We start from the raw sequence: 19,628 nt of genomic DNA, 5'->3' as shown, positions 1-19,628 counted from the left end.
CAGTTCTGTTACACAGTGCTGTGGGAGTCTCCCGGCATGGGCAAGGGATCCAGATCCTTCCTAAGGTTGCGGTTGATTGACTGGAAATTGCCGCCATTCCCGCTGAGTTTGCTCCAGGAATTGGCTCAGCCCATCCCATTGTTCTTTCTCAATCCAGGTTTCTATCTGCTGCAGGTGTTGTTGGTAACTGCGCAGGTTTGCCAGCACCGCCTGTCGGTTGTGACGGGCCATCTCTAATCCCAACTGCGGGATCCCTCCGCCGACACGACTGGTATCCCGAAAGCCGCTACTTGCCAGGGTGCGAGCCAATTCCAGGATTACCGGATCCACTTCTTGGCTGACGGATGTGATTAAACTGGCACTAATCATGACCGGCAAATGGCTAATCCAGGCCACCGCCCGATCATGTCGGGCGGGATCCGTGAAGACCCCTTCCGCCCCAACAACAGCAACCAGTTCCTGCAAAATCTCCAGGGTTTGGGGCCGAGTTTCGGCAATCGGGGTGAGGACATAAGGCCGCCCTACAAACAAGTCTGCTTCGGCAGACTGGATCCCTTGGGTGGTTTTGCCCGCCATGGGATGTCCACCCACAAACAAAGGCCATAGCTGCGTGGCAGGGCGAACAATCGGTTGCTTGACCGAACCCACATCGCTGACTACCGTCTCCGCCGACAGATAGGGTAGGAGAGCTGTCAGAGTAGGCAAAACCTGCTCTAATGGGGTGCAGATCAGCACCAATTGGGGATCCCATGCCTGCAACTGGGCCAACTCCGTTCCGCAGGCTTGCACAGCTCCTAGCGCCAGCGCTTGTTCACAAGTCATCAGGTTACGGCTGATCCCAAAAACGGCATATCCCTGTTCGGTCAGCTTGAGGGCCAGGGATCCACCGATCAACCCTAACCCGACGATGGCAATGCGCATGGTACTTCAACACTTTAGAATGAACGGTTCTGTAGCTATCCTCACCTAAGCTTGGCCTCCGCCGAGTGTTGTGGAAGCTCTACTTCTGGACTTCGACGTACAGGCTAGGGATCCAGCCGCTAAGATGAAGGGATGAACTGGGTAACCCCAACAACAGTTCTGCCTGGATCTTTTACCTCAGGAGGGGACGGTGCTTCATCGTAGGATCTATCAACTCAGCCGCGAAGGCAAAGATGTGTGGATCTACCTGCGCGATCAAGGACGATGGCTAGAACGAGCCAAGATCCTCGATATCGAAGGGGATACCATTTTGGTTCGCTACGAAACGGAGGATGAGGAGGAGATCTGCTCCTGGGAAGAGATGGTTCGCCTCGAAAGCATTGGAGCGGTAGCTCAACGCCTCTCTACCATTCCCAAAGGGATGCTCAGCACGGCCGATTTGCCCATTTCCGAAGATTGTCCCCCCGCTGAATTGTTGGGTCTACCGCTACTGGCCGCTGAGAGCGAAGACCATCCGAATGGGGAACGTCTGCTCGAAGATTACTATCTGGATCGGGAGGCTACTGCCGAGCTGCCGGTACGCCTAAACGGGGAAGACCTGAAACGGGTGGATTGTGCTAGGCACGACTCGGAGGGTCAGCGGGAGAGCAACCACGACTGAGACCCTATTTCTCTGTGTCAACTGGCTCAAATCGGGATCCCTGAATGTGAGGACTTACTCGACTGGGGATCCCGGTCTGTAGGGCAGGATTGTCAACGGGCCGTAAAATTCCTCTTGGTGCAACTCCACCTGGGAACGAGAGGCCATCAATAACAACGACCAAAACAGTTGAATCGGGTGAACGGATCCGGCGGAGCTTGTTTGGCGAAAGTACTGCTGGAGATCCCCAAAGCTCATGTGGGCAAAGCCCTGTTGCCACAGTTGTGCCAGCAGAGATTCCAGTTCGGCGGTGGTTTCTAGAAGATTTTCGGGGTGGGCCAGTTGGGTAATGGCCGATAGCGCTTGTTTGCGGGTAATCCGTTGGGTTAGGGGCTTAGGAGCGGATTCAGGCCGTTGTTCCAACAGGGTTTCTAGCTCTTGCAGGTGGCCGATCAATTCTTTGAGAGTAACCGGTCGGGTGCGGCTAAGACGGGGAACGGCTCTGGGTTGTAAAACGCGATCCAACTGGGCCAAAGACCAGCCGGGCAAGGGATCCGTCCCCAAATCCATCAGGTCTTCGTTGGCTTCTCCCACTTCCGGTTCCGCCAAAGCCATCGCCTTGAGATACACCAACATGGCGGCATACAGCAGGGCTTGTCCCGACTCAGACAGATCATGGCTGCTGCTGGTGGGAGCCATGCGAGTCAAGAAGCGATCGATCACCTCGATCACCTGCACATCCCAGGGGTCGATTTCCCCCCGCTCTGCCAAATCAATGAGCAGAGAAATGGCTTCTTCGGTCGGTGAAAAGGCCATGGTGCCCCCGGATCCCTGACCTTTACTGTAGCGGGCAGACGGGATCCCGGCTATCTTGGGTTGAAAATTCTAGATCCTGCCGTGCAGCGCTGATAATCGTGTAGGATAGAAATCCTGCTCTCCAATGAGCAGCAGCTAGGGGCGGTTAGCACAGTGGTAGCGCACTTCCTTCACACGGAAGGGGTCACAAGTTCGAATCTTGTACCGCCCATATTTGGGACTTCAAGAGGCCATCCCAACTTATCCTTATCTCCTCCTACTGCATAGATTCAAGTTTTAAGGAGACAATCTTGCCTTGCCCCAGCGATTTTTGTAGTACCAAGCCGCCACATGCGGACACCATGCCTCAAAATGTGGCCAGATCAATTCACAAAGTTGCTGAATTTCCCGCTGGGCATCCTCTTTGGCTCGCAGATCCAGAAAATGCATCAGGCTACGGCAATTAAAGGAAACCACGAAATGCTGGCGGATCCCGTATCCAATGATGTTGCGGGCATCTTCGTAGGGTAATCCGCACTCTTCCACCAAGCGATAGTAGGCAATTGCCTGATTTCGATACTGCTCCAGAATAATATCCATTGCCTCGGGTGAAATAGGCTTAAAGCCTTGACGAGTTTTGGCTTTGCCTTCTTTAACCGTTTCAGGTAGATAAAATAGAGTTTCTAGCTTGGCTTCTAATGGCACAACTGTGTCAGAGGCATGGGGGGCTGGGGATCCCTCAATGAGGGATTTTCCCAATACAGAAATTTGCTGGCCAGTATAGCGAAAAGATTGAACATCAAACGAAATTCCCACCCGATGGGTACGGGCTTGTTGCATCACCGTATGGGGAAAATGACCGACCCCAAAAGTTATCTGGGGGTGCTCAAGAGGGCCATAATGCCCACGATTCCCCTCTAGCAAATGTTTAACAACTGCCTCTCCATACTTTTCCGGGATCCGATCCTCAGCCGTAACAAATCCAGGGCTGTAGTCCTGGTGCATGGCCTGGTAGATCACCCGTTCCGGATCTGGGGTTTGGTTGAGCACCACCACTTGAAACAAGGAGTCCATCTGCTTCCTCACCTCGAGGTCACTGTTCCCTGCTACCAACTCCAGCCTGTTGGTGCGCCGTTCTGAACCCAACACAGGCTGTTTGTGGGCATCCAGGGGATCCCAGAACTCACTATAATCACTATTAAGACTATTAAGAGGCAAAGAAGAGGAAAGGCTGTAGAGGGATAAAAAACAGAAGTCTGTCTACAGGAGTTTGCGAGCGCGAGTTTCCTCCGCCAGTACCAGATCCAGTCCCGGCTTGCTGCGCAACAGACCCGCCACGTAAAGGGTGTACACTTTGCCTGCTTCCAGCTGAAGATCAAACCGTTCTAAGGCAGAGCTACTAGCCGTGGACTGCACACCGGGTGTGGTCGAGGGGGCTGGAGCCACCTGAATTTGCGTAAACCCAGGTCGCATCGCTTGAAAGGTAGACACTTCACCGAAGGCTAGCCGAGGTAAAAGGATCCGGTCTTGTTCTCCCCGCCACTGCAGAGCTGGCGCATCGGGAGCCGCATGAACAAACCGCACCAGTGCTTGATCGAAGAGGGGATTAATGTTGTCTTCCAGAACCAAAGCTGTCATGCGATTCGGCTCGTCGGTGGCAACCACCGAAAACACCCCCCCACCCCGTAAGCTAGCTACGGTTCTGGCGGCAACATCGAAACGCAAGGGTTGATTAAGATCAATTTTTTCAGGCGTCGAAGACAAGACAATATCGTACTCACCTGCAGGCATCCGCACGTACTCGCTCACGGAGCCGTAGGCCACATACTGAGCAGCCCTCACCCCACCCACCTCTAGGTCGATCCGAGGGGTATTGGGGGCCACATGCACCAAACGCACCTGAATTTCAGAAACCTCAGCGGATGCAGAAGGCATAGGGATGGCGCAACCGGACAAAAGCCCCGGCATGAATGTGCCGCCCACTACCCAGAGAACCGCGCCCACCCATTCGCGCGCAACTTTCATATCTCACTCCTACTCCTCACACAGAAACCCACCAAGAACCGAACCATTGCAACACCCCAAGGAAGGGTATTCTCACACTCAGAGAAGTTCCAGCTTGCGCATTGGAACCTGCTCTTGTCTTACTCTACTTCTGCGCGAAATGCCACAGGACTGGCCAGGTAGGGATCCCCTCAAACCACAGGGATCCCATCGGAGTTGGAAGCAGCGGCTTCTGGATGGGGGAGAGAACGACTAAACAGCCGGAAATAGGTGCCTACAGCCAGTTCTTTCAGGGGGAAAAACAGGTAGGTGAAAGGGTTAATGGTGACGATAATGTTGCGGCAGTCACGCTTGGCTTGAGCCAAGATCTGAGCCGCGACCCAATCTCCAGACATGACCCCAATCGGGTTGAGATTGCTCTTGAAGGGCCCTAGGATCAGCTTGCGCACCACACAGGGGGCATCTAGACGGCGCAGGGTAACCAAATCCCCAAGGGCGCGTTTGGAAAGCTCGTAGAGGGGGCTAAAGGCGGGGCTGACTTCGGCCTCTGAGGTGTTCACCCAAACCTCTTTGGTGGCCACCTCCGGGTTGCTGCGCACCGTCTGGAAGAACAATTCCATCAGGCGCCAACTGGAGAAGGTATTGACGGCATAGGATCGGCGAACTGCCTCCGCATCCCGAGCACCATGAACATTGAGGCCGTGGTTGAGAACGAGAATATCGATGCGCTCGAAAAGATCCAGCAGGGATCCCTCCTGCCCCACCTGCCAATGGATCGTTTCTACAGCTTGCAGTTGCCCATCCATCTCAATTTGAATGGGATCCGGCTGAGAACTGAGGGCGATGACTTTGGCCCCCTGCCGGTGGAGGTGCTTCAACAGCCCATGTCCAAGGGTGCCAGAGGCCCCTGTGACCGCCACTCGCTTGCCCTTTAAAGAAAGACTGGTGCCCATCATCCGATCCACAAACGTCAGGGTGCCGCAGAAATAAGCATTGGTATCGTCGAAGTGGTGCCGCCAGTGGTAGGTGCGGTTGACATGCCATTGGCTGGGCGGAAATCGAAAAGGCCCCGGTTGATGGGTGATATCAGTTTCTAGGGCCAGACCCCAGCCCCGCAGCATCCCCGAGACCAAAAAGCTGGCGGAGTAGACAATGCCCACCGTTGCCGCCACGCCATTCAGCCAGGATCCCCAGCCTAACAAGACCACCCAAGGGATCCCGGTCAGGATCATCGTCACGGCTTCCGGCACATCGTGGTGCCACTGAGATTCCCGGTACAGTTGCCCGTCCACCACGCTCAGATCGCGGCGAAATAGGCGATGGTGCAGGTTGTGCTTGGGCATCAGCCAGGGCCAACCGTGAGCCAGCCAATGGCGAATATCCCGCACGATCTCAGCCCAAAGAATGGAGGCCAACGCGATCCCTCCACCCCATATCCACTGGTCGATGCTGCCGATGTCCATACTGTTCTGTGCTGCGTCTGCGACGGTCTAAGTCTGCCTAAGGCTGCTCGAACCCTCAAAGGTCATCTCAACTCAGACTTTTCCAGGATGCAAGCGCTACTTGCACTATTATCTCATCCCCAAGAGATTTTCCTCCTTTTTCTAGGCTAGCCAGTCGAAATGGTGGAGGGCTTCCAAAATTCCCCAAGCATGGCTCTGCTGGGCAAAGTAAATGGGCCGATATCCCTGATGCAGCTTCTTCAGTTCCGGGCTGTAGTTGCGCACTACCATCGCCAAGGCCCCACAGGTGAGCATTGATTCATCGTTGCCAGAATCCCCCGCCACCAAAATATCTGTCAGGGCGTAGCCCCACTTGCGGGCAAAAAATTGGACGGCATCTCCTTTTGAAGCCCGTTGAGGCAACAGATCCAAATAGCGCTGATGACAGAAAATGGCTCTGGCGGGGAGCTGCTGCTGCTTCAGGTGTTGCAAAATCTGGCGGGGTTTGGGAGCTTGGGCCGGATCGAGAATATAGCCCACTTTGTTTAGGGGTCGATCGGTAACGGGAAGCTGTGGCCTAAGGCCGGGTAGTTGCGCCATGGCGGTGCGAATGGCCTCCGGTTGCCAATTGGGGCTGATGAAATCTTGCCAGCTCTGATCCAGGGTGAGTTGCGGGCCATAGTGAATCTCTCCACCAACGGAGGTGATCAGCAGCTCCGGTATCGGCACCTCCCACTCCCACAGCACCTCCAGGGCACTCTCCAGACAGCGCCCTGTGGCAATGCCCAATCCCACACTCGGATTGGCTTTGTTGAGGGCGATCAACAGCTGCCGTAATCCTTCTCGATCCCCGATCAAGGTACCGTCGATATCGGCGATTAACAGGCGAAAGTGTAACGGCATGCGATTGCGGCTGGGGATCCCTGTCGGGACTTGGCGAGGAAGCGGTCGTTTGGGTGAGTCGGGCAGAGGAAAGTTCCGCAGAGCGGTGGGCAAGGTTAGGGAAGGTTGTTTCAGCAGAGGGCGCAGTTGACTGAGATAGGGTTTGACATGGCTGGGCCAAGTGTAGTGCTTGCGTACCCCTTGCAGGCCATTGCGGCTCCACTGCTGCCATTGCTCCGGTTGGCTGAGGGCGGTTTTCAGGCCAGTTTGAATGGATCCCAGATCCAAAGGATCCACTAGCAGGCCATTCTGACAGGCGGCAAGAATGTCGCGTGGGCCCCCATCTTGGGTGGCCACAATCGGCAGACCACAGGCGGCCGCTTCCAACAGGGTGAGTCCAAAGGGTTCGGTTAGGGCCGGGTTGACCAACACGCCCCGTTGACGGGCTGCCAGACGATACAAGGCTGGCACATCTTCCGGGTGGTTGGATTTGGGGTAGGCAACCCGACCGTAGAGGTCGTAGCGGTCGATCAGCAGCAACAACTCCGTCATCACCTGGCGAGATTCCGATTCCAGCTTGCGGATATCCTCGCGGTTGCCCAGGATCAGCACCAAGTTGGCCAACACTTGCAAATCAGGATCCTCGCCGTAGGCCCGCACCAGTGCCGCAACATTTTTGCGAGAAGAAGCCCGCGACAAAGCCAAGATCAAGGGCTTGCGGGGATCCTGGAGAAACCGCTCTAGGCTCTCGGCAATAGGAGGGCGGCCTGAACGAGATTGAGGATGAAACCGCTCCAAGTTGATCCCCGGCGGGATCACCTGCATCCGCTGGGGATGGTACTGCTGGTAAAGCGAGTACTGTTCCTCGATCTCTTGACGGGTGCTGGTGATCACCAAAGCCGCACTGGCTAGGGTGGCCTCTTCCGCCGCGATCCGCCGCTGCAGATGAAATTGCGCTTCGATAACCTCCGGCTTTTGTCCTTGTTGCAACAACCGCTGTCGTTTGACGCGCCCGAGGGAGTGTCCCGTGTAAATCAAAGGGATCCCGAGCCACCCTGCCAATCGCGTCCCCACATACCCGGCATCTGCATAGTGCGCATGAATGGCATCCGGCAGTCGTCCCACCCACCGCAGGTAACGTAAAAGTTCCTCCACCAAAGCATCCAGGTGGGGCCAGAGCACTTCTTTGCGCAAATAGCGGCGTGGGCCAAAGGGCAGCCGCACAATCTGGGCTTTGTCGGTGAGAGGCTCCCAGGGCTGGGCATAGTCGGGGCTGACTTTGGTATCCACCACCTGCCGTGTTACGAGATCCACCCGTTCCACTTGCGGCTGCTGGGATAAAGCCCTTGCCAAATCAAGAACATAGCGGGTCTGGCCCCCGTATCCGCATCCCGTCCCAACTCCAACGCCTGCCCACGCAACAGGCCATGTAGATGCAGGTGCAACAGGTACAGACCTGGGGGGCCACGGAATCGGTCATAACGCACCAGGGTAGAGGGCATGGGGAAAGGGATCCCAAAGTCAGTATATTAAGTTTTGCTTAATATTCCCGATTCGGATCCGAGGCCCACAGAAGTGCACACTCTAGATATCTGCTGAATATCTGTGTGACAGCCTTTTCCGACTTCATTAATGACACAGGGTAAAGAAGAAATTCTTGTCGGACAAAGGGTTGGCCTGCATCGGCTGTAATATGTATCGCTGGAAAAGGCTGTGAGTCTGACTGTAGCCGTTTGGAGTCGATCGCCAAAATGGTTGAGGAGTGGGTCTGTCTAATCTTATTTTTGGCCACCCTGACTCATGGGCTATCGGGCTTTGGTCTGGCGTTGGTGGCGGTGCCGCTGCTGCAATGGGTAGTCAGCTTACAGGTGGCGACGCCTTTGATCTCCTTGGTCTCGGGGATGACGGTAGTGGCCATGGCTTTGCGCTACCGACATGCCCTGGAGTGGGGATCCCTGCTGCGGTTGGCAGGAGGAGCTACGGTAACCATCCCCTTGGGAGTATGGGCAGCGGCTCACTGGGATGAAGGGTGGATGACGCTTATTTTAGGGATCCTCCTGGTTTTGTATGCCAGCTACGGACTTTTGGGGTTGCGGTTGCCAGAGCTGGGATCCCCCCACTGGGCCTGGTTGTTCGGCGGATTGTCGGGCTTTCTTTCTGGTATGGCCAATATCGGTGGCCCTCCGGCCATCATCTATGCCAACTGTCGCCGCTGGGATCCAGAACGGTTCAAGGGCAATTTGCAGGGATTGTTTTTGAGTAACCTAGGCACCGTCATGCTTAGCCATACCCTGCAGGGCAATTACACACCGCAAGTGTGGCGGTTACTGGGTTTAGGGCTACCGGCGATTGTCTTTGGTTTTCTCACCGGACTTTGGCTTGCCCGTTTTGTGAATCCCTTGCAGTTTCGTCGCCTGGTGCTGATGTCCTTGGTGGGGATCGGGTTAATGCTCCTGTGGAGATCTTTCTGGACACCTTTTGGTGAGGGATGAGTGGATTTGTAATCCGCTCAGACTGCTAAACTCACCTCCACAGCTTTTCCTGACTATATGGAGAATCTAAGGCGGCCTAGAATCCTTAAATCCTGATCCGATCAGGGATTAGCCCATGTGGACTGTAGTGGATACAGGACTCCATCCTGCTCCACTAGGCGCTGGAAAAAGCTGCAAGCAGGTGTCTAGGGAGATAAGAGCCGAATCTCAACGGGATCTCCCACTTGCAAACCAAGGCCCGCAGCCGTGCCCCCACGGAATTCCAGTACCCCGTCCACCAACTGCGAAGGGGGCGGCCCATAAGTTGGGCAGGGTTGAGCCGGGCAACCGGGCACATCGGCGGCGATATACACCACTTCTCCCCGGTATAGAAAAATGATGTCCAGGTTGATCAGGGTGTTGAACATCCAGAAGGAAGTCGGTCGAGGCGGATCAAAAGGGAACCACATGCCCCGGTCTTCCGGTAAATCGGTGCGAAACATCAAGCCAATGCGCTGTTGTTCGGGGGTGCGGGCCACTTCTAGCTGGAAGGGTTGACCCGCGATGGTTACTTCCGCTTCAACTGCCAGTTGTTGAGGTTGTCCCAAAGAAGGATGGGCGGCTGCCTCGGCCACCTGCACTTGCGAGGATTCACCTGCCGAAGACGTACATCCCAGCCCGGATCCCAGTAGCAGCAAAGCCAGACTCAGGTAGCCAGTTATTTTGCGCCATTTTGCCGCCATGGTTCACCCCTGTGTATTCTTCACTCAAGCTATTTATTTCTGTTTCTGGGCAGGCTTTATCCTAGCGCTTGCTTGTTGTACCCATGAGGGGCATCCCGGTCGATCTGCACGGCATCCCTGGCAAGAAGCTCTCTAGCTAACTCATAGGTGCCCTTGTATACTTCCGCCTGCCAGAAACTGCCAAGGTTGCTCCAACACAAGCGCAGCAGAAATGGCCACCCTGGGTAGGAGCAGCCCATGGCCGACTCGATAGCATAGCCATAGAACCCATCACCTCAACCCGACGCTCTGGGAGGAAAGCCACCATGCGCCTGATCAATCCTTTGAATTGGCCCTATAAGGTCGTGAGTCGGCTCCCGCTCTTGGCGCTGCTCAGTCTATTGTTACTGGGATCCCGTTCGGTTGCGCAAGAAACCCCAGTGCGGATCCCGTTTGAACCAACAGTGACTCACGGGGAAGGGTATGGAGAACAAGCTGTGGCACAACAAGCTCAGACCCGTTTCGACCTGAAATTGTTTGATCAGTTGCTCCAGCAGGCTCCTGAAGAGAACCTCTTTTTCTCACCCTTGAGCATTCGTTTGGCTCTGAGCATGGTCTATAACGGTGCTTCTGGAGAGACCCAGGCTGCCATTGCCGAGGTTCTAGAAGCAGAAGAGTTGTCCATCACCGAGTTGAACTGGGCCAATACCCAATTGGTGCGCCGTTTGGCAGAAAGTTCTCACCCTTCTCCAGGTTCTGACGAGGAAGAGGCTAACGTGCGAGTGCAAATTGCCAATGGATTCTGGGTGGATCAAGCCATCACCTTGCGGCCACAGTTTTTACAAGCTCTGGCCAGCTATTACCAAGCGGTGGTGAACCGGGTGGATCTCGGATCCCGGCAAACTGTAGAAGACATCAACACTTGGGTGGAGGATCGCACCCAAGGCAAGATCGACCGCATTGTCGATCGTCTTAGCCGCGATGATCTGATGGTGTTGCTGAATGCCATCTATTTTAAGGGGGAGTGGACGCAGCAGTTTGATCCCGACCAAACACAATTGCAGCCCTTTACCCTCCCAGATGGCAGCCAGGTAGAGGTGCCGATGATGGCTCAATCCGGTCGTTATGGCTACCTGGAAACCAATCTGCTACAAGTGGTGCGTCTGCCTTACGGGGAAGGGGAAATGGAGATGCTGATCCTCTTGCCGCAGGAGGATGTGGATCTAGATGCGCTGCGAGCAGAGCTCAACCCAGAAACGTGGGGTGAGTGGATGGGATCCCTGCGGTCACGGGCGGGTTCGGTACGGATCCCGAAATTTAACCTGGCCTATGAGACCGATTTGATCCCCGTTTTAGAGCAATTGGGCATGGGAATTGCCTTTTCCGACCGTGCCGATTTTAGCCCAATGACTTCTGAACCGGCCCAGATCAGCCAAGTGATCCATAAGGCCGTTATTGAAGTAAACGAAGAGGGATCCGAAGCGGCGGCGGTTACCGGGGTGATCATCTCTCGTACGGCCACTGATCGCGAGGAACCTTTCCAATTGGTGGCGGATCGCCCCTTCTGGTTTGCCATCCGAGATACAGAAACGGAGGCGGTGCTGTTTATGGGATCGGTGGTGGATCCCCGGTAAAGCTTGCCAAACTGAAGCTGGATTGCTGGATCCCCACGGGCTAGGCTCTCCACACCCACTTAATACCCATGATGTAGGCCGTGATCTCCCCTGACAAAACCCAACTCCCACCTGGGGCTGTTCTCCGGGATTCCAAGCGAATTCACAAAAATGACCTACTGTAACCTACTGGGGATCCTGAACCGGGCGAGAGATGGGTGCCAAGTAAATCAACAAAGCTCCCGCCGCAAACCCCATGACATTGCGCAACAACGGGATCCAGTCGGTAGTGCGCGTCACCACTGGGCCAATACCAAATGCACCGAACAAAATGAACCAGAGCGGGGAAATTAATAAGGCCCAGCGCCAGTTGAATAGTTCTTCCGCATGACGGGGTTTACCGGCAAACCCGAAGACAAAACCTCCCAAAATGGAGGTCACCAACGTCAGGATCCACTGCTCTTGCGGTAGTCCGGGTACCACCCGGCAACCCCCCTGGTGGAAGCAGCGATCTAAGGTGTTCACGGTCTCTATAATCGCCCGATGGCTACCATGCTCCCGCACGTAAAATTGGTTGCCAAAGCGAGATTGCAGCTCAATCCAAAAGGTACGCGGCAAAACCTCTCGCACCCCATCCCCCACATTAAAAGCCAGTAGGTTCCCCCCCCTCGGATCCGCCACCATCAGCACACTGCGCTCATTTAAGCCCCAATAGTCTTTCACCTGGCGGCCTGGCGTTTGATCGAACTGGGTGAGTACCCGCAGTTTCCAACCCGTGTCTTGCTCTAACTTGGTGAGTTGTTGCGCCAGTTGGGTTTCTTGAGTACTGGTCAACTGATCCGCCAAATCCAAAACCGGCAAGGCGGGCTGAGGCAAATCCATCTGCACCACGGGCAAAGCAGGCTGCGCCCAAATCGGGGATCCCCCACCAAGCCAAAGGCACAACCCAACGCAAAGACCTACCCCAATGCGGAGTATCCGTGGCCACCCTGTGCTCATGCTGATTCCTCCCCTGAAAGCGGTTCCGATGTTGAGATGCTGAGAACTAATGTTAAGAAGTGTTTCAAGTTCTTATGGATCCATCATGCACTGGAACAAACCGTTTGGCCAGGGGGATCCCGACTATGTCTATATCGATCGGTTCGTTGTTGGGGGATCCCTCTGGATTCAGTGAAGGGATCCAGAGCTCCATTGCCCCAAACGCTGGACTGGTGGGGTTGGTGGCCACAATAGCGGTAACCTTAACTTTCACCTGCATGGCTCGACAGGTTCTGCAGGAGGCAAATCTTGTTCCAGAGCCAACTGCTCAAAACTCAAATCCAGAATCGGGTACCGAGTCCAGAGGGGATGGTCGTAGTGCCACCACTCCCGCACATAAACGGTAAATCCCTCCTGGGCCATGGCTTCTTGCAGTCGAGCCCGATTGCGGCGGGCCTCCTCTGATCCTCCTGGATAATCGATATGGGAGCGCTCCGTCATTTCATCAAAGTCGCTCGGCATCTCCAGCGCTTGGCCGGTGGCGAGATCGAACAAAGACAAATCCACCGCACAGCCCCGATTATGGCGGGATCCCCTAGCGGGATCGGCCACAAAAGCCCGCTGAGAAGGGGCAACCGCCTGCCAAAAGATCCGTGTCACCGACCAAGGGCGATAGCCATCGAAGATCAGCAACCCCAGCCCTTCTGGTTCCAGGCGACGATGCACCCGCACCACCGCCTCCGCCGCCGGACGTTGCAAAAAAGCCCGTGCCTGCGCATACACCGGATAGCCGAGAAAGTTATCGCAGCGGGCATAGCGAATATCCAGTTTCAGCGTGGGATCCAACCGGGTCAGCTCAACCAAATCCACCGTCGCTAGGGTACCAATCATCTCGGTTCAGGGGCGTAACCATGATCAGATTAGCGCCCAGGGACTTGTGGAGTGAATGAGCTGAGTATGTCAAGCCGGATCCCTCCTGATTTTTTGGATCCCGTGGGACAACAAAAAACCCCTCGCCAAATCGGTCAGGGGTTCTTGCTCAGGTCGATTCATTAAGCATCGACAAGTATCAACTGGAGATAGCGGGGACTGGATTTGAACCAGCGACCTTCGGGTTATGAGCCCGACGAGCTACCAGGCTGCTCTACCCCGCGCCGCTTTCCTAAGCTAACCTTTCTCTTCACCTGATGGCAACTTACAACTTTTTCCAGCGTTATCGATTACCGCTAGTCCAAGTCAGTCTTGCTAGGCAAGGTGCGGAGCACCACCGTTGGCTTGACAAGGATGCAGCTCTACCTAAGGTGACCCAGGCTCTGGGTCACAAGGCTCCTCGTAAAGTCGGAAAAGGCTTTAGCTTAGTTTTGCGCCCGACGTACCTGGATCAGTTGGGCGGTAATGCTGATGGCGATTTCGGCAGGGGTTTCGGCGTGGATCTCCAGGCCAATCGGGGCATGGAGGCAGGGGAAATCGCTGGCAGGGATCCCTTCTTGGGCCAGGGTTTGCAGCACGGTTTTCACCCGCCTGCGGCTGCCGATCATGCCCAGGTAGCGGTAGGACAGCTGAGCTTGGTGGAGGGTGCGCAAAATTTGGCAGTCGAGGGTGTAGCCGCGAGTGAGCAGGGCTATGTAAAGTTCTGAGCGGCGGCTGAGGTCTGGGGTCAGTTCTGAAAATGCTTGCGGACAAAGCCGTTCGGCGGTGGGGAAACGTTCTGGAGTGATATATTCAGGTCGGTCATCTTGAATCCAAATGCGAAACCCGGCCCAGTGAGCTATTTGGGCCAACGGGCTCCCACAATGACCAGCCCCGACGATCAGCAGGGTGGGGGAAGGGGTGAGGGGCTCAACCAGGGATCCGCCGATCAGTCGAGGGCTCGAGATCGCCTGGAACTCCGAGCTGAGATAGGGCCATCCCTGTGGCTCCAGAGGGGTGATCAATTGCTGGTTAGTCCCATCTTCCAAAGCTTGGAGAATCCCTGCCACCAGCGCTTGGGCCACGGATCCCTGCCACTGTTGCAGCCAAATGTGCATTCGCCCCCCACATACGCCCAGGGGAGAGCCGCTCAGATCGATAGAGATCTCCATCCCGACGGCATCGGCTGTCTGCACAAGGGTCTGGGCCTCAGCAATCACTTTGGCTTCTCCGGCACCGCCCCCAATAGTGCCCAACAGACGGCCATCGGCTCCCAGCGCGAGTTTCGCCCCCACCTGCCGCGGCACGGATCCCTGCGTACGGATCACGGTGGCTACTACCAGCGGACCCACCGAGAGCATTGCAGCCAGTTGTCGATAAAAACCCTCTTCCACCCCAACCTGCTCAAGAAAGCCCTTCTAGAATGGCCTGATGCGCCGCCACCCGAAAAGCCTGAAACCCATTTTCGTGCCGACCGTGGTAGACGGCATTGGTGAGCAAAACTACCACCAGATCTCGCTGCGGATCGACCCACAGAGAAGTTCCGGTAAACCCCGTATGGCCAAAAGCGCTTGCGCTAAAGGGGGAGCTACTGGCCAAGGGATCCGCAGAGCGCAAGGCAAACCCCAAGCCCCGACCCCCAACCTGCTCACGGGTCATTTCTGCCACGGTTTCCGGTTTGAGCAGGGATCCCTGCAAAAAACTCTCCCCAAAGATTGCCACATTTTCAGCGGAGGCAAATAGCCCGGCATGGGCAGCGATCCCTCCCAGGCGAGCGGCATTTTCATCATGAACTTGCCCGATGATGCGGCGCTGTCGCCAGGTGCAAAACTCGGTGGGAGCACAGGTCGGTTGGTTGGGGAACGGAACCCAGAGAGGGAAAAACTGAGTGTGTCGTAGATTGAGGGGATCCAGAACGGTGTTTTGCAGGATCTGATCTAGCCCTTTCTCCGTCAGGCGCTCTAGACCGAAGCCCAGCAAAATGAAGCCGATATCGCTGTAGATCACACGGGATCCCGGCCTGTAGGAAAAAAAAGTGTTGATGGCCATCTGCCGGGCTGATGCGGCATCTGGTTGTCGAAATAGAGGTCGCCAGGCGGGCAGGCCGGAGGTATGGGTGAGCAACTGCCGTAAAGTGACCTGTTCTGCTGAAATTGGGCCATCATCCGGGGCTGCCACCGCAATCCATTGCCCCGGTTGCAAGGGATCCTCATAGGGGCAAATCGGGCGGGATCCCTGCCATTCTGGCAACAGGGTGCTGAGAGGCTGCTCCAAGTGCAGGTGTCCGGTTTGGATCAAGCTCACGCAGGCGGTGGCGGTGTAGAGCTTAGTGATGGAGGCCAAGTCAAAACGGGTTTCTAGCTGCACAGGTTGCGTATTGGCCCCCGGATCCAGATATCCAAAGGTGCGGGCCGACAGGAGTTCTCCACCCTGCCGAATCACTACTTGCGCTGCTGGAAAAAGCTTAGGCATCGCAGAACCCATCACGGTTTCTAGGGGTGTGGGATCCCAGCGCACCGACTTTCATCTCCGTTTACAGCCTTTTCCAGCGTTATCTGATCCAGCAGATTCAAGTCAATCCCTTGCTCCATAGTTTTTTTGCCTAGCTCAAGAGCCTGTGTGAAGTCGGAAAAGGCTGTATGTCCGGTTTATGTCCGGCTTTTAGGTCTTGTAACAGTGCTTACAAAAGCCTATGGGTTCCCTAGCTAGGATGCCACCACAGAATGGGTTTTGGCCCCAAGAGGATCCCCTGTGCGCATTGAGCTGTTGCAAGCTTTTTTGAAAGTGGTAGAAACGGGCAGCTTTTTGGCCACTGCCCGCCTGAGTGGGTTGACCCAATCGGCCATTAGCCGGCAAATTCAAGCCCTGGAAGAAGAGGTGGGCACTCCCCTGTTGCACCGCAAAAGCCCCGTGACTCTGACGGTAGCCGGAGAACGGCTCTTGCCCCACGCTCGCCGCATCTGTCAGGAGTGGCAACGGGCCCAGGAGAGTATTTCGGAACTACTGCAGGGCAAACAAACGGAATTGTGCATCGCCGGGATCCATTCTCTGATCGCCCATCAATTGCCGCCGGTGCTGCAACAGTTTTGTCGGGAATACCCAGAGGTGCAGTTGCGGGTGACAGCCTTAGGTAGCGACCGCGCTTTGAAGGTGTTGAAAGATGGCCTGGTGGATGTGGCGCTGGTGATGGATAACCCCCTGATGACCCGTGGTGCGGAAATGGTGGTGGAGCCGTTGTATTCTGAGCCGATTCAAGTGCTGATGACCGCCTGTCACCCCCTCAGCCAGTATGAGCGGATCCCCTGGAAGGTGCTGGCAGAGTATCCGCAGGCGGTGTTTAAGGATGGCTATGCGATGCGCTCGCTGGTGGGATCCCATCTGGCCCAGCAAGGGTTGTCCCTAAAGGTAGCCCTAGAATTGAATACCCTCGATGCCTTTCGGGGGGTGGTGCGACAAGGGCAGTTAATTGCCTTGTTACCCCAATCGGCGCTGGTGGATTGTTACTCTGATCCGGATTTGCAGGTCAGACCCACAGAAGCCCCCCTGTTGGAACGGAAAGTTGTCATGGTCACCACCACCGACCGCCACCGGATCCCGCCGATTCAGCGTTTTTTGCAATTGGCAGCCCAGTTGGTTGTGCCGATGGCTGGCACAAATGCATCCCACCTATCCGCTAAGCTGTTGCAGACTTTGTAACGGTCGCTGATTCTATGAGCCACGAATTTCGGGAACTGTTGAAAAAAGTTGGTAGTGGCGCTCACACCCACAAAGATCTCACCCGTGCTGAAGCGGCGACCGCAACCCGAATGATCCTGGCGGGTGAGGCCACCCCCGCACAAATTGGCGCCTTCCTGATTGCCCATCGTATCAAACGTCCCACGGCAGAGGAACTGGCGGGAATGCTCGATGCCTACGAAGAACATGGGCCGCTCCTGCCGGAACGGGATTTGCCAGGCCCCTTGATCATCTTTGGGCACCCCTATGATGGGCGCTCTCGTACCGCTCCCGTGGGGGTTTTGGTGGCCTTGTTATTGGCGGCGGCAGGATCGGCAGTGCTGTTGCATGGTTCAGGGTTGTGCCCTACCAAATATGGTCTACCGCTGGAGGCGATCTGGCGCGGCTTGGGAGTGGAATGGCGCGGCCTCTCTTTGGGACGGGTGGGGCAATTACTGGAGCAAACCGGGTTGGGGTTCTTATATTTGCCGGATTGCTTTCCCCAAGCCCAAGCCCTGATGGACTATCGGGATCAGATTGGCAAACGCCCCCCTTTGGCCACCCTGGAGCTGGTTTGGACTCCCTATAGCGGCCCTTTTCACCTGATTGCCGGGTATGTGCATCCCCCCACCGAGGCGACGATGATAGAGCTTTTTGCCCTACGTGGGATCCCTACCTTTACCACTGTCAAAGGGCTCGAGGGCAGCTGCGACCTACCGCGAGATCGGGTGGCCATTCTCAACCACAGTGGAGAAAGACTGCTCTTGAAAGCCCGTGATTATGACTTAGCCGGCTCAGAAATACCCTTGGGTAGCTCAGAAGATCTGATCCAGCAGCTGCGGCAGGTGCTGGCGGGCGAACCCTGCGACCTATCCCCCGCAGCCCTGTGGAATGGGGGTAGCTACCTCTGGCACTTGGGCCATGCCCAATCCTTGAAGGACGGGATCCAACTGGCCCAGGAGTTGTTTGGCTCAGGGCGGGTGCTGGATAAACTACAGCAACTGGCTCACCGGGTACAACCCTCTTATCTGTAAGAAAATGCAGGGATCCCTGATGCGCCCCTTCAACTCACAAAAAAAGGCCCTCCCAAGGAGAGCCTATGTAAGCTGAACAAGACCTGAAGGAGACTTTAGGGCAACAATTCCTCTACCGCTTCTTCCTTGGTGTTGGTGCGACGCGCCAGCGTGCTGCGGTCGAAGGTAAGGTGGATCTCCCGATTTTGTTCGCCATCCGCGGCTACCGCAAAGATGGGGAAGTCGATGTTGCCATCCGGGAAGGCCATGTGGAAGCGGAAAGTGCCGTCCGGGTTCAGCTGGATCTGCCGCCCGCCAATGGTAACCGTGGCATCCGGCTCCGTAGCCCCGTACACGATCAGCTCGGCATCCGCCACCAACCAGAACTTGCGAGAGCGCTGTGGCATCACCTCAGAAGCCCCCGAGAAGAGGCCCAAACCAGACCCAGAGGCCATCCAGGGAGCAGCAGGCACTTCCGCCATGGACATGGACATCATACCCACCCCGGAGGGGATGACAAACGAGCTAAGGGTTTCTTCCGGCAGCATTTGACGGCTACCCATCTGGTGGCTACCAAACAGGGATCCGGCCACCCGCATCGATTCGAAGCCCCCCACCATCTCAAAGAAGCGATCGGTAACGGCACCTTGCTGAGGTTCATTGCCCTTGTAGGCCACCACACCCAGGCCCCCTGCACTGCGCTTGTAGGGTTCATTGAGTTGGTACAGGGTGCGACCTTGCAGAGCCATATCGAAGGGCACCGTCAGGAATTGCTCTTCAAACCAGTCGGAGGGATAAACCGGGGGCACCGCTACAGCAGCAGAACGGGCCAACACCAGCCAACGGCCATCCCCAGCCCGGTAGCCAATTTCCACAATATAAGAACGATCACTCACCGGAATCGGCAGGTACCATTCCCGCGCCAACTCATCACAGGGATATTCCTGCATGCTGTGGGCGGATTGGTAATTGAAATCAATGTCCGTGACATCGTAAAGGCGTAGGGCCAACTGCTGGCCCCCTTCCCGGCGCTTGCTCTCTTTGGCATCGTTGGGCACATCCCAATAGGTGTAGGCCCACTGGGGATCCCGGGGCAGCAGCACAATGCGGCTCTCACCGTAGCCACCGGGCAAATCCCCCAGGGTTTGGTCTACATCTGCCAGGTGCAGCTTGGTATCGGTTTGGCTATTAAATTTGGCTCCGCTCACGGGCTCTTGTCCTCTGGGTTCTGGCATGGCATCGGTGGGACGACCACTGCGAACAGTCTGGGCCTCCCGGATGGCGAGCACCAGCTGATCCTTGGTCATACGGCTATATTTGGGAATTTCATACCGGGCTGCCTCTTCTCGCAGCTGCCGGATAGTCATTTCCTCTAATGGAATCCGCTCTTGTGGCATGGTCGGGGTCTCCTATCCTCAACAAATCGGGCTTTGTGCGAACATTCAAGCTTCTGACGGAAAGGCCGCTCCCAGCTTGGGGCCGGTATGGCCTCCGGCCCACTGACGTGATTAGCCTACTGCTTGG

18 protein-coding genes and 2 tRNA genes are annotated in these 19,628 nt (G+C 56.0%); 6 read left to right on the top strand and 14 right to left on the bottom strand.

Going from position 1 to position 19,628, the window contains the following annotated elements:
- Positions 1 to 60: 60 nt before the first annotated feature.
- Positions 61 to 921 carry a prephenate/arogenate dehydrogenase gene (locus tag L1047_RS14105; RefSeq protein ID WP_235279587.1) on the bottom strand — a complete coding sequence of 287 codons (861 nt, stop codon included), beginning with the start codon at positions 919 to 921 and terminating at the stop codon, positions 61 to 63.
- Positions 922 to 1,111: 190 nt separating this feature from the next.
- Here L1047_RS14105 and L1047_RS16815 point away from each other — a divergent pair, with 190 nt between their 5' ends.
- On the top strand, positions 1,112 to 1,582 hold the full coding sequence (locus L1047_RS16815; RefSeq protein WP_443081719.1) for a DUF6679 family protein: 471 nt from the start codon (positions 1,112 to 1,114) through the stop codon (positions 1,580 to 1,582).
- Positions 1,583 to 1,636: 54 nt separating this feature from the next.
- On the opposite strand, the gene L1047_RS14095 is transcribed toward L1047_RS16815, so the two are convergent.
- A complete protein-coding gene (locus tag L1047_RS14095; protein ID WP_235279586.1) occupies positions 1,637 to 2,377 on the bottom strand; it encodes a segregation/condensation protein A in 741 nt (246 codons plus the stop codon).
- A 139-nt stretch (positions 2,378 to 2,516) separates the two neighbouring features.
- Between L1047_RS14095 and L1047_RS14090 the strand changes: the two genes are divergently transcribed.
- Positions 2,517 to 2,588, top strand: a tRNA-Val gene (locus L1047_RS14090).
- Positions 2,589 to 2,653: 65 nt separating this feature from the next.
- Here L1047_RS14090 and thyX read toward each other — a convergent pair.
- The 5 genes from thyX to L1047_RS14065 form a co-directional block, all read right to left on the bottom strand.
- Complete coding sequence (gene thyX, locus L1047_RS14085; RefSeq protein ID WP_235279585.1) at positions 2,654 to 3,430, bottom strand: FAD-dependent thymidylate synthase; 777 nt, start codon at positions 3,428 to 3,430, stop codon at positions 2,654 to 2,656.
- Between the two features lie 186 nt (positions 3,431 to 3,616).
- Positions 3,617 to 4,381, bottom strand: coding sequence for a DUF4397 domain-containing protein (locus tag L1047_RS14080; protein WP_235279584.1), 765 nt, complete (start codon positions 4,379 to 4,381; stop codon positions 3,617 to 3,619).
- 170 nt (positions 4,382 to 4,551) lie between these two features.
- Positions 4,552 to 5,823, bottom strand: a complete 1,272-nt coding sequence (locus L1047_RS14075) for a bifunctional sterol desaturase/short chain dehydrogenase (protein ID WP_235279583.1) — start codon at positions 5,821 to 5,823, stop codon at positions 4,552 to 4,554.
- A 141-nt stretch (positions 5,824 to 5,964) separates the two neighbouring features.
- Positions 5,965 to 8,037, bottom strand: a complete 2,073-nt coding sequence (locus L1047_RS14070; protein ID WP_235279582.1) for an HAD-IIB family hydrolase — start codon at positions 8,035 to 8,037, stop codon at positions 5,965 to 5,967.
- On the bottom strand, positions 7,986 to 8,186 hold the full coding sequence (locus L1047_RS14065; RefSeq protein ID WP_235279581.1) for a hypothetical protein: 201 nt from the start codon (positions 8,184 to 8,186) through the stop codon (positions 7,986 to 7,988). The genes L1047_RS14070 and L1047_RS14065 overlap by 52 nt, the downstream gene beginning before the upstream one ends.
- A gap of 249 nt (positions 8,187 to 8,435) precedes the next feature.
- Here L1047_RS14065 and L1047_RS14060 point away from each other — a divergent pair, with 249 nt between their 5' ends.
- A complete protein-coding gene (locus tag L1047_RS14060) occupies positions 8,436 to 9,176 on the top strand; it encodes a sulfite exporter TauE/SafE family protein (RefSeq protein WP_235279580.1) in 741 nt (246 codons plus the stop codon).
- Between the two features lie 185 nt (positions 9,177 to 9,361).
- On the opposite strand, the gene L1047_RS14055 is transcribed toward L1047_RS14060, so the two are convergent.
- A complete protein-coding gene (locus L1047_RS14055) occupies positions 9,362 to 9,898 on the bottom strand; it encodes a DUF192 domain-containing protein (protein ID WP_235279579.1) in 537 nt (178 codons plus the stop codon).
- A gap of 305 nt (positions 9,899 to 10,203) precedes the next feature.
- On the opposite strand from L1047_RS14055, the gene L1047_RS14050 reads away from it, so the two are divergent.
- Entirely contained in the window at positions 10,204 to 11,511 is a 1,308-nt protein-coding gene (locus tag L1047_RS14050) for a serpin family protein (protein WP_235279578.1), read from the top strand.
- A gap of 165 nt (positions 11,512 to 11,676) precedes the next feature.
- Here L1047_RS14050 and L1047_RS14045 read toward each other — a convergent pair whose 3' ends face one another.
- From L1047_RS14045 to L1047_RS14025, 5 genes are all read right to left on the bottom strand, one after another.
- Positions 11,677 to 12,372, bottom strand: coding sequence for a TPM domain-containing protein (locus tag L1047_RS14045; RefSeq protein ID WP_235279700.1), 696 nt, complete (start codon positions 12,370 to 12,372; stop codon positions 11,677 to 11,679).
- Positions 12,373 to 12,738: 366 nt separating this feature from the next.
- On the bottom strand, positions 12,739 to 13,359 hold the full coding sequence (locus L1047_RS14040) for a M15 family metallopeptidase (RefSeq protein WP_235279577.1): 621 nt from the start codon (positions 13,357 to 13,359) through the stop codon (positions 12,739 to 12,741).
- 189 nt (positions 13,360 to 13,548) lie between these two features.
- Positions 13,549 to 13,622, bottom strand: a tRNA-Met gene (locus tag L1047_RS14035).
- A gap of 201 nt (positions 13,623 to 13,823) precedes the next feature.
- On the bottom strand, positions 13,824 to 14,771 hold the full coding sequence (locus L1047_RS14030) for an XdhC family protein (protein ID WP_235279576.1): 948 nt from the start codon (positions 14,769 to 14,771) through the stop codon (positions 13,824 to 13,826).
- Between the two features lie 10 nt (positions 14,772 to 14,781).
- A complete protein-coding gene (locus L1047_RS14025; protein ID WP_235279575.1) occupies positions 14,782 to 15,849 on the bottom strand; it encodes a serine hydrolase domain-containing protein in 1,068 nt (355 codons plus the stop codon).
- Positions 15,850 to 16,128: 279 nt separating this feature from the next.
- On the opposite strand from L1047_RS14025, the gene L1047_RS14020 reads away from it, so the two are divergent.
- Both L1047_RS14020 and L1047_RS14015 read left to right on the top strand, forming a co-directional pair.
- Positions 16,129 to 17,073: a LysR family transcriptional regulator gene (locus L1047_RS14020; protein WP_235279574.1), complete on the top strand. Its 945-nt coding sequence runs from the start codon at positions 16,129 to 16,131 to the stop codon at positions 17,071 to 17,073.
- Between the two features lie 14 nt (positions 17,074 to 17,087).
- A complete protein-coding gene (locus L1047_RS14015; RefSeq protein WP_235279573.1) occupies positions 17,088 to 18,125 on the top strand; it encodes an anthranilate phosphoribosyltransferase family protein in 1,038 nt (345 codons plus the stop codon).
- A gap of 95 nt (positions 18,126 to 18,220) precedes the next feature.
- On the opposite strand, the gene L1047_RS14010 is transcribed toward L1047_RS14015, so the two are convergent.
- Positions 18,221 to 19,501 (bottom strand): DUF4912 domain-containing protein, encoded by a 1,281-nt coding sequence (locus L1047_RS14010; protein WP_235279572.1) that lies wholly within the window; start codon positions 19,499 to 19,501, stop codon positions 18,221 to 18,223.
- Positions 19,502 to 19,628: the final 127 nt, after the last annotated feature.

It is taken from the genome of Synechococcus sp. Nb3U1 (genome assembly GCF_021533835.1).
Classification (GTDB): domain Bacteria; phylum Cyanobacteriota; class Cyanobacteriia; order Thermostichales; family Thermostichaceae; genus Thermostichus.
Note: the sequence above shows the minus strand (reverse complement) of the source record. Positions and strands in the feature narration are given on the sequence as shown.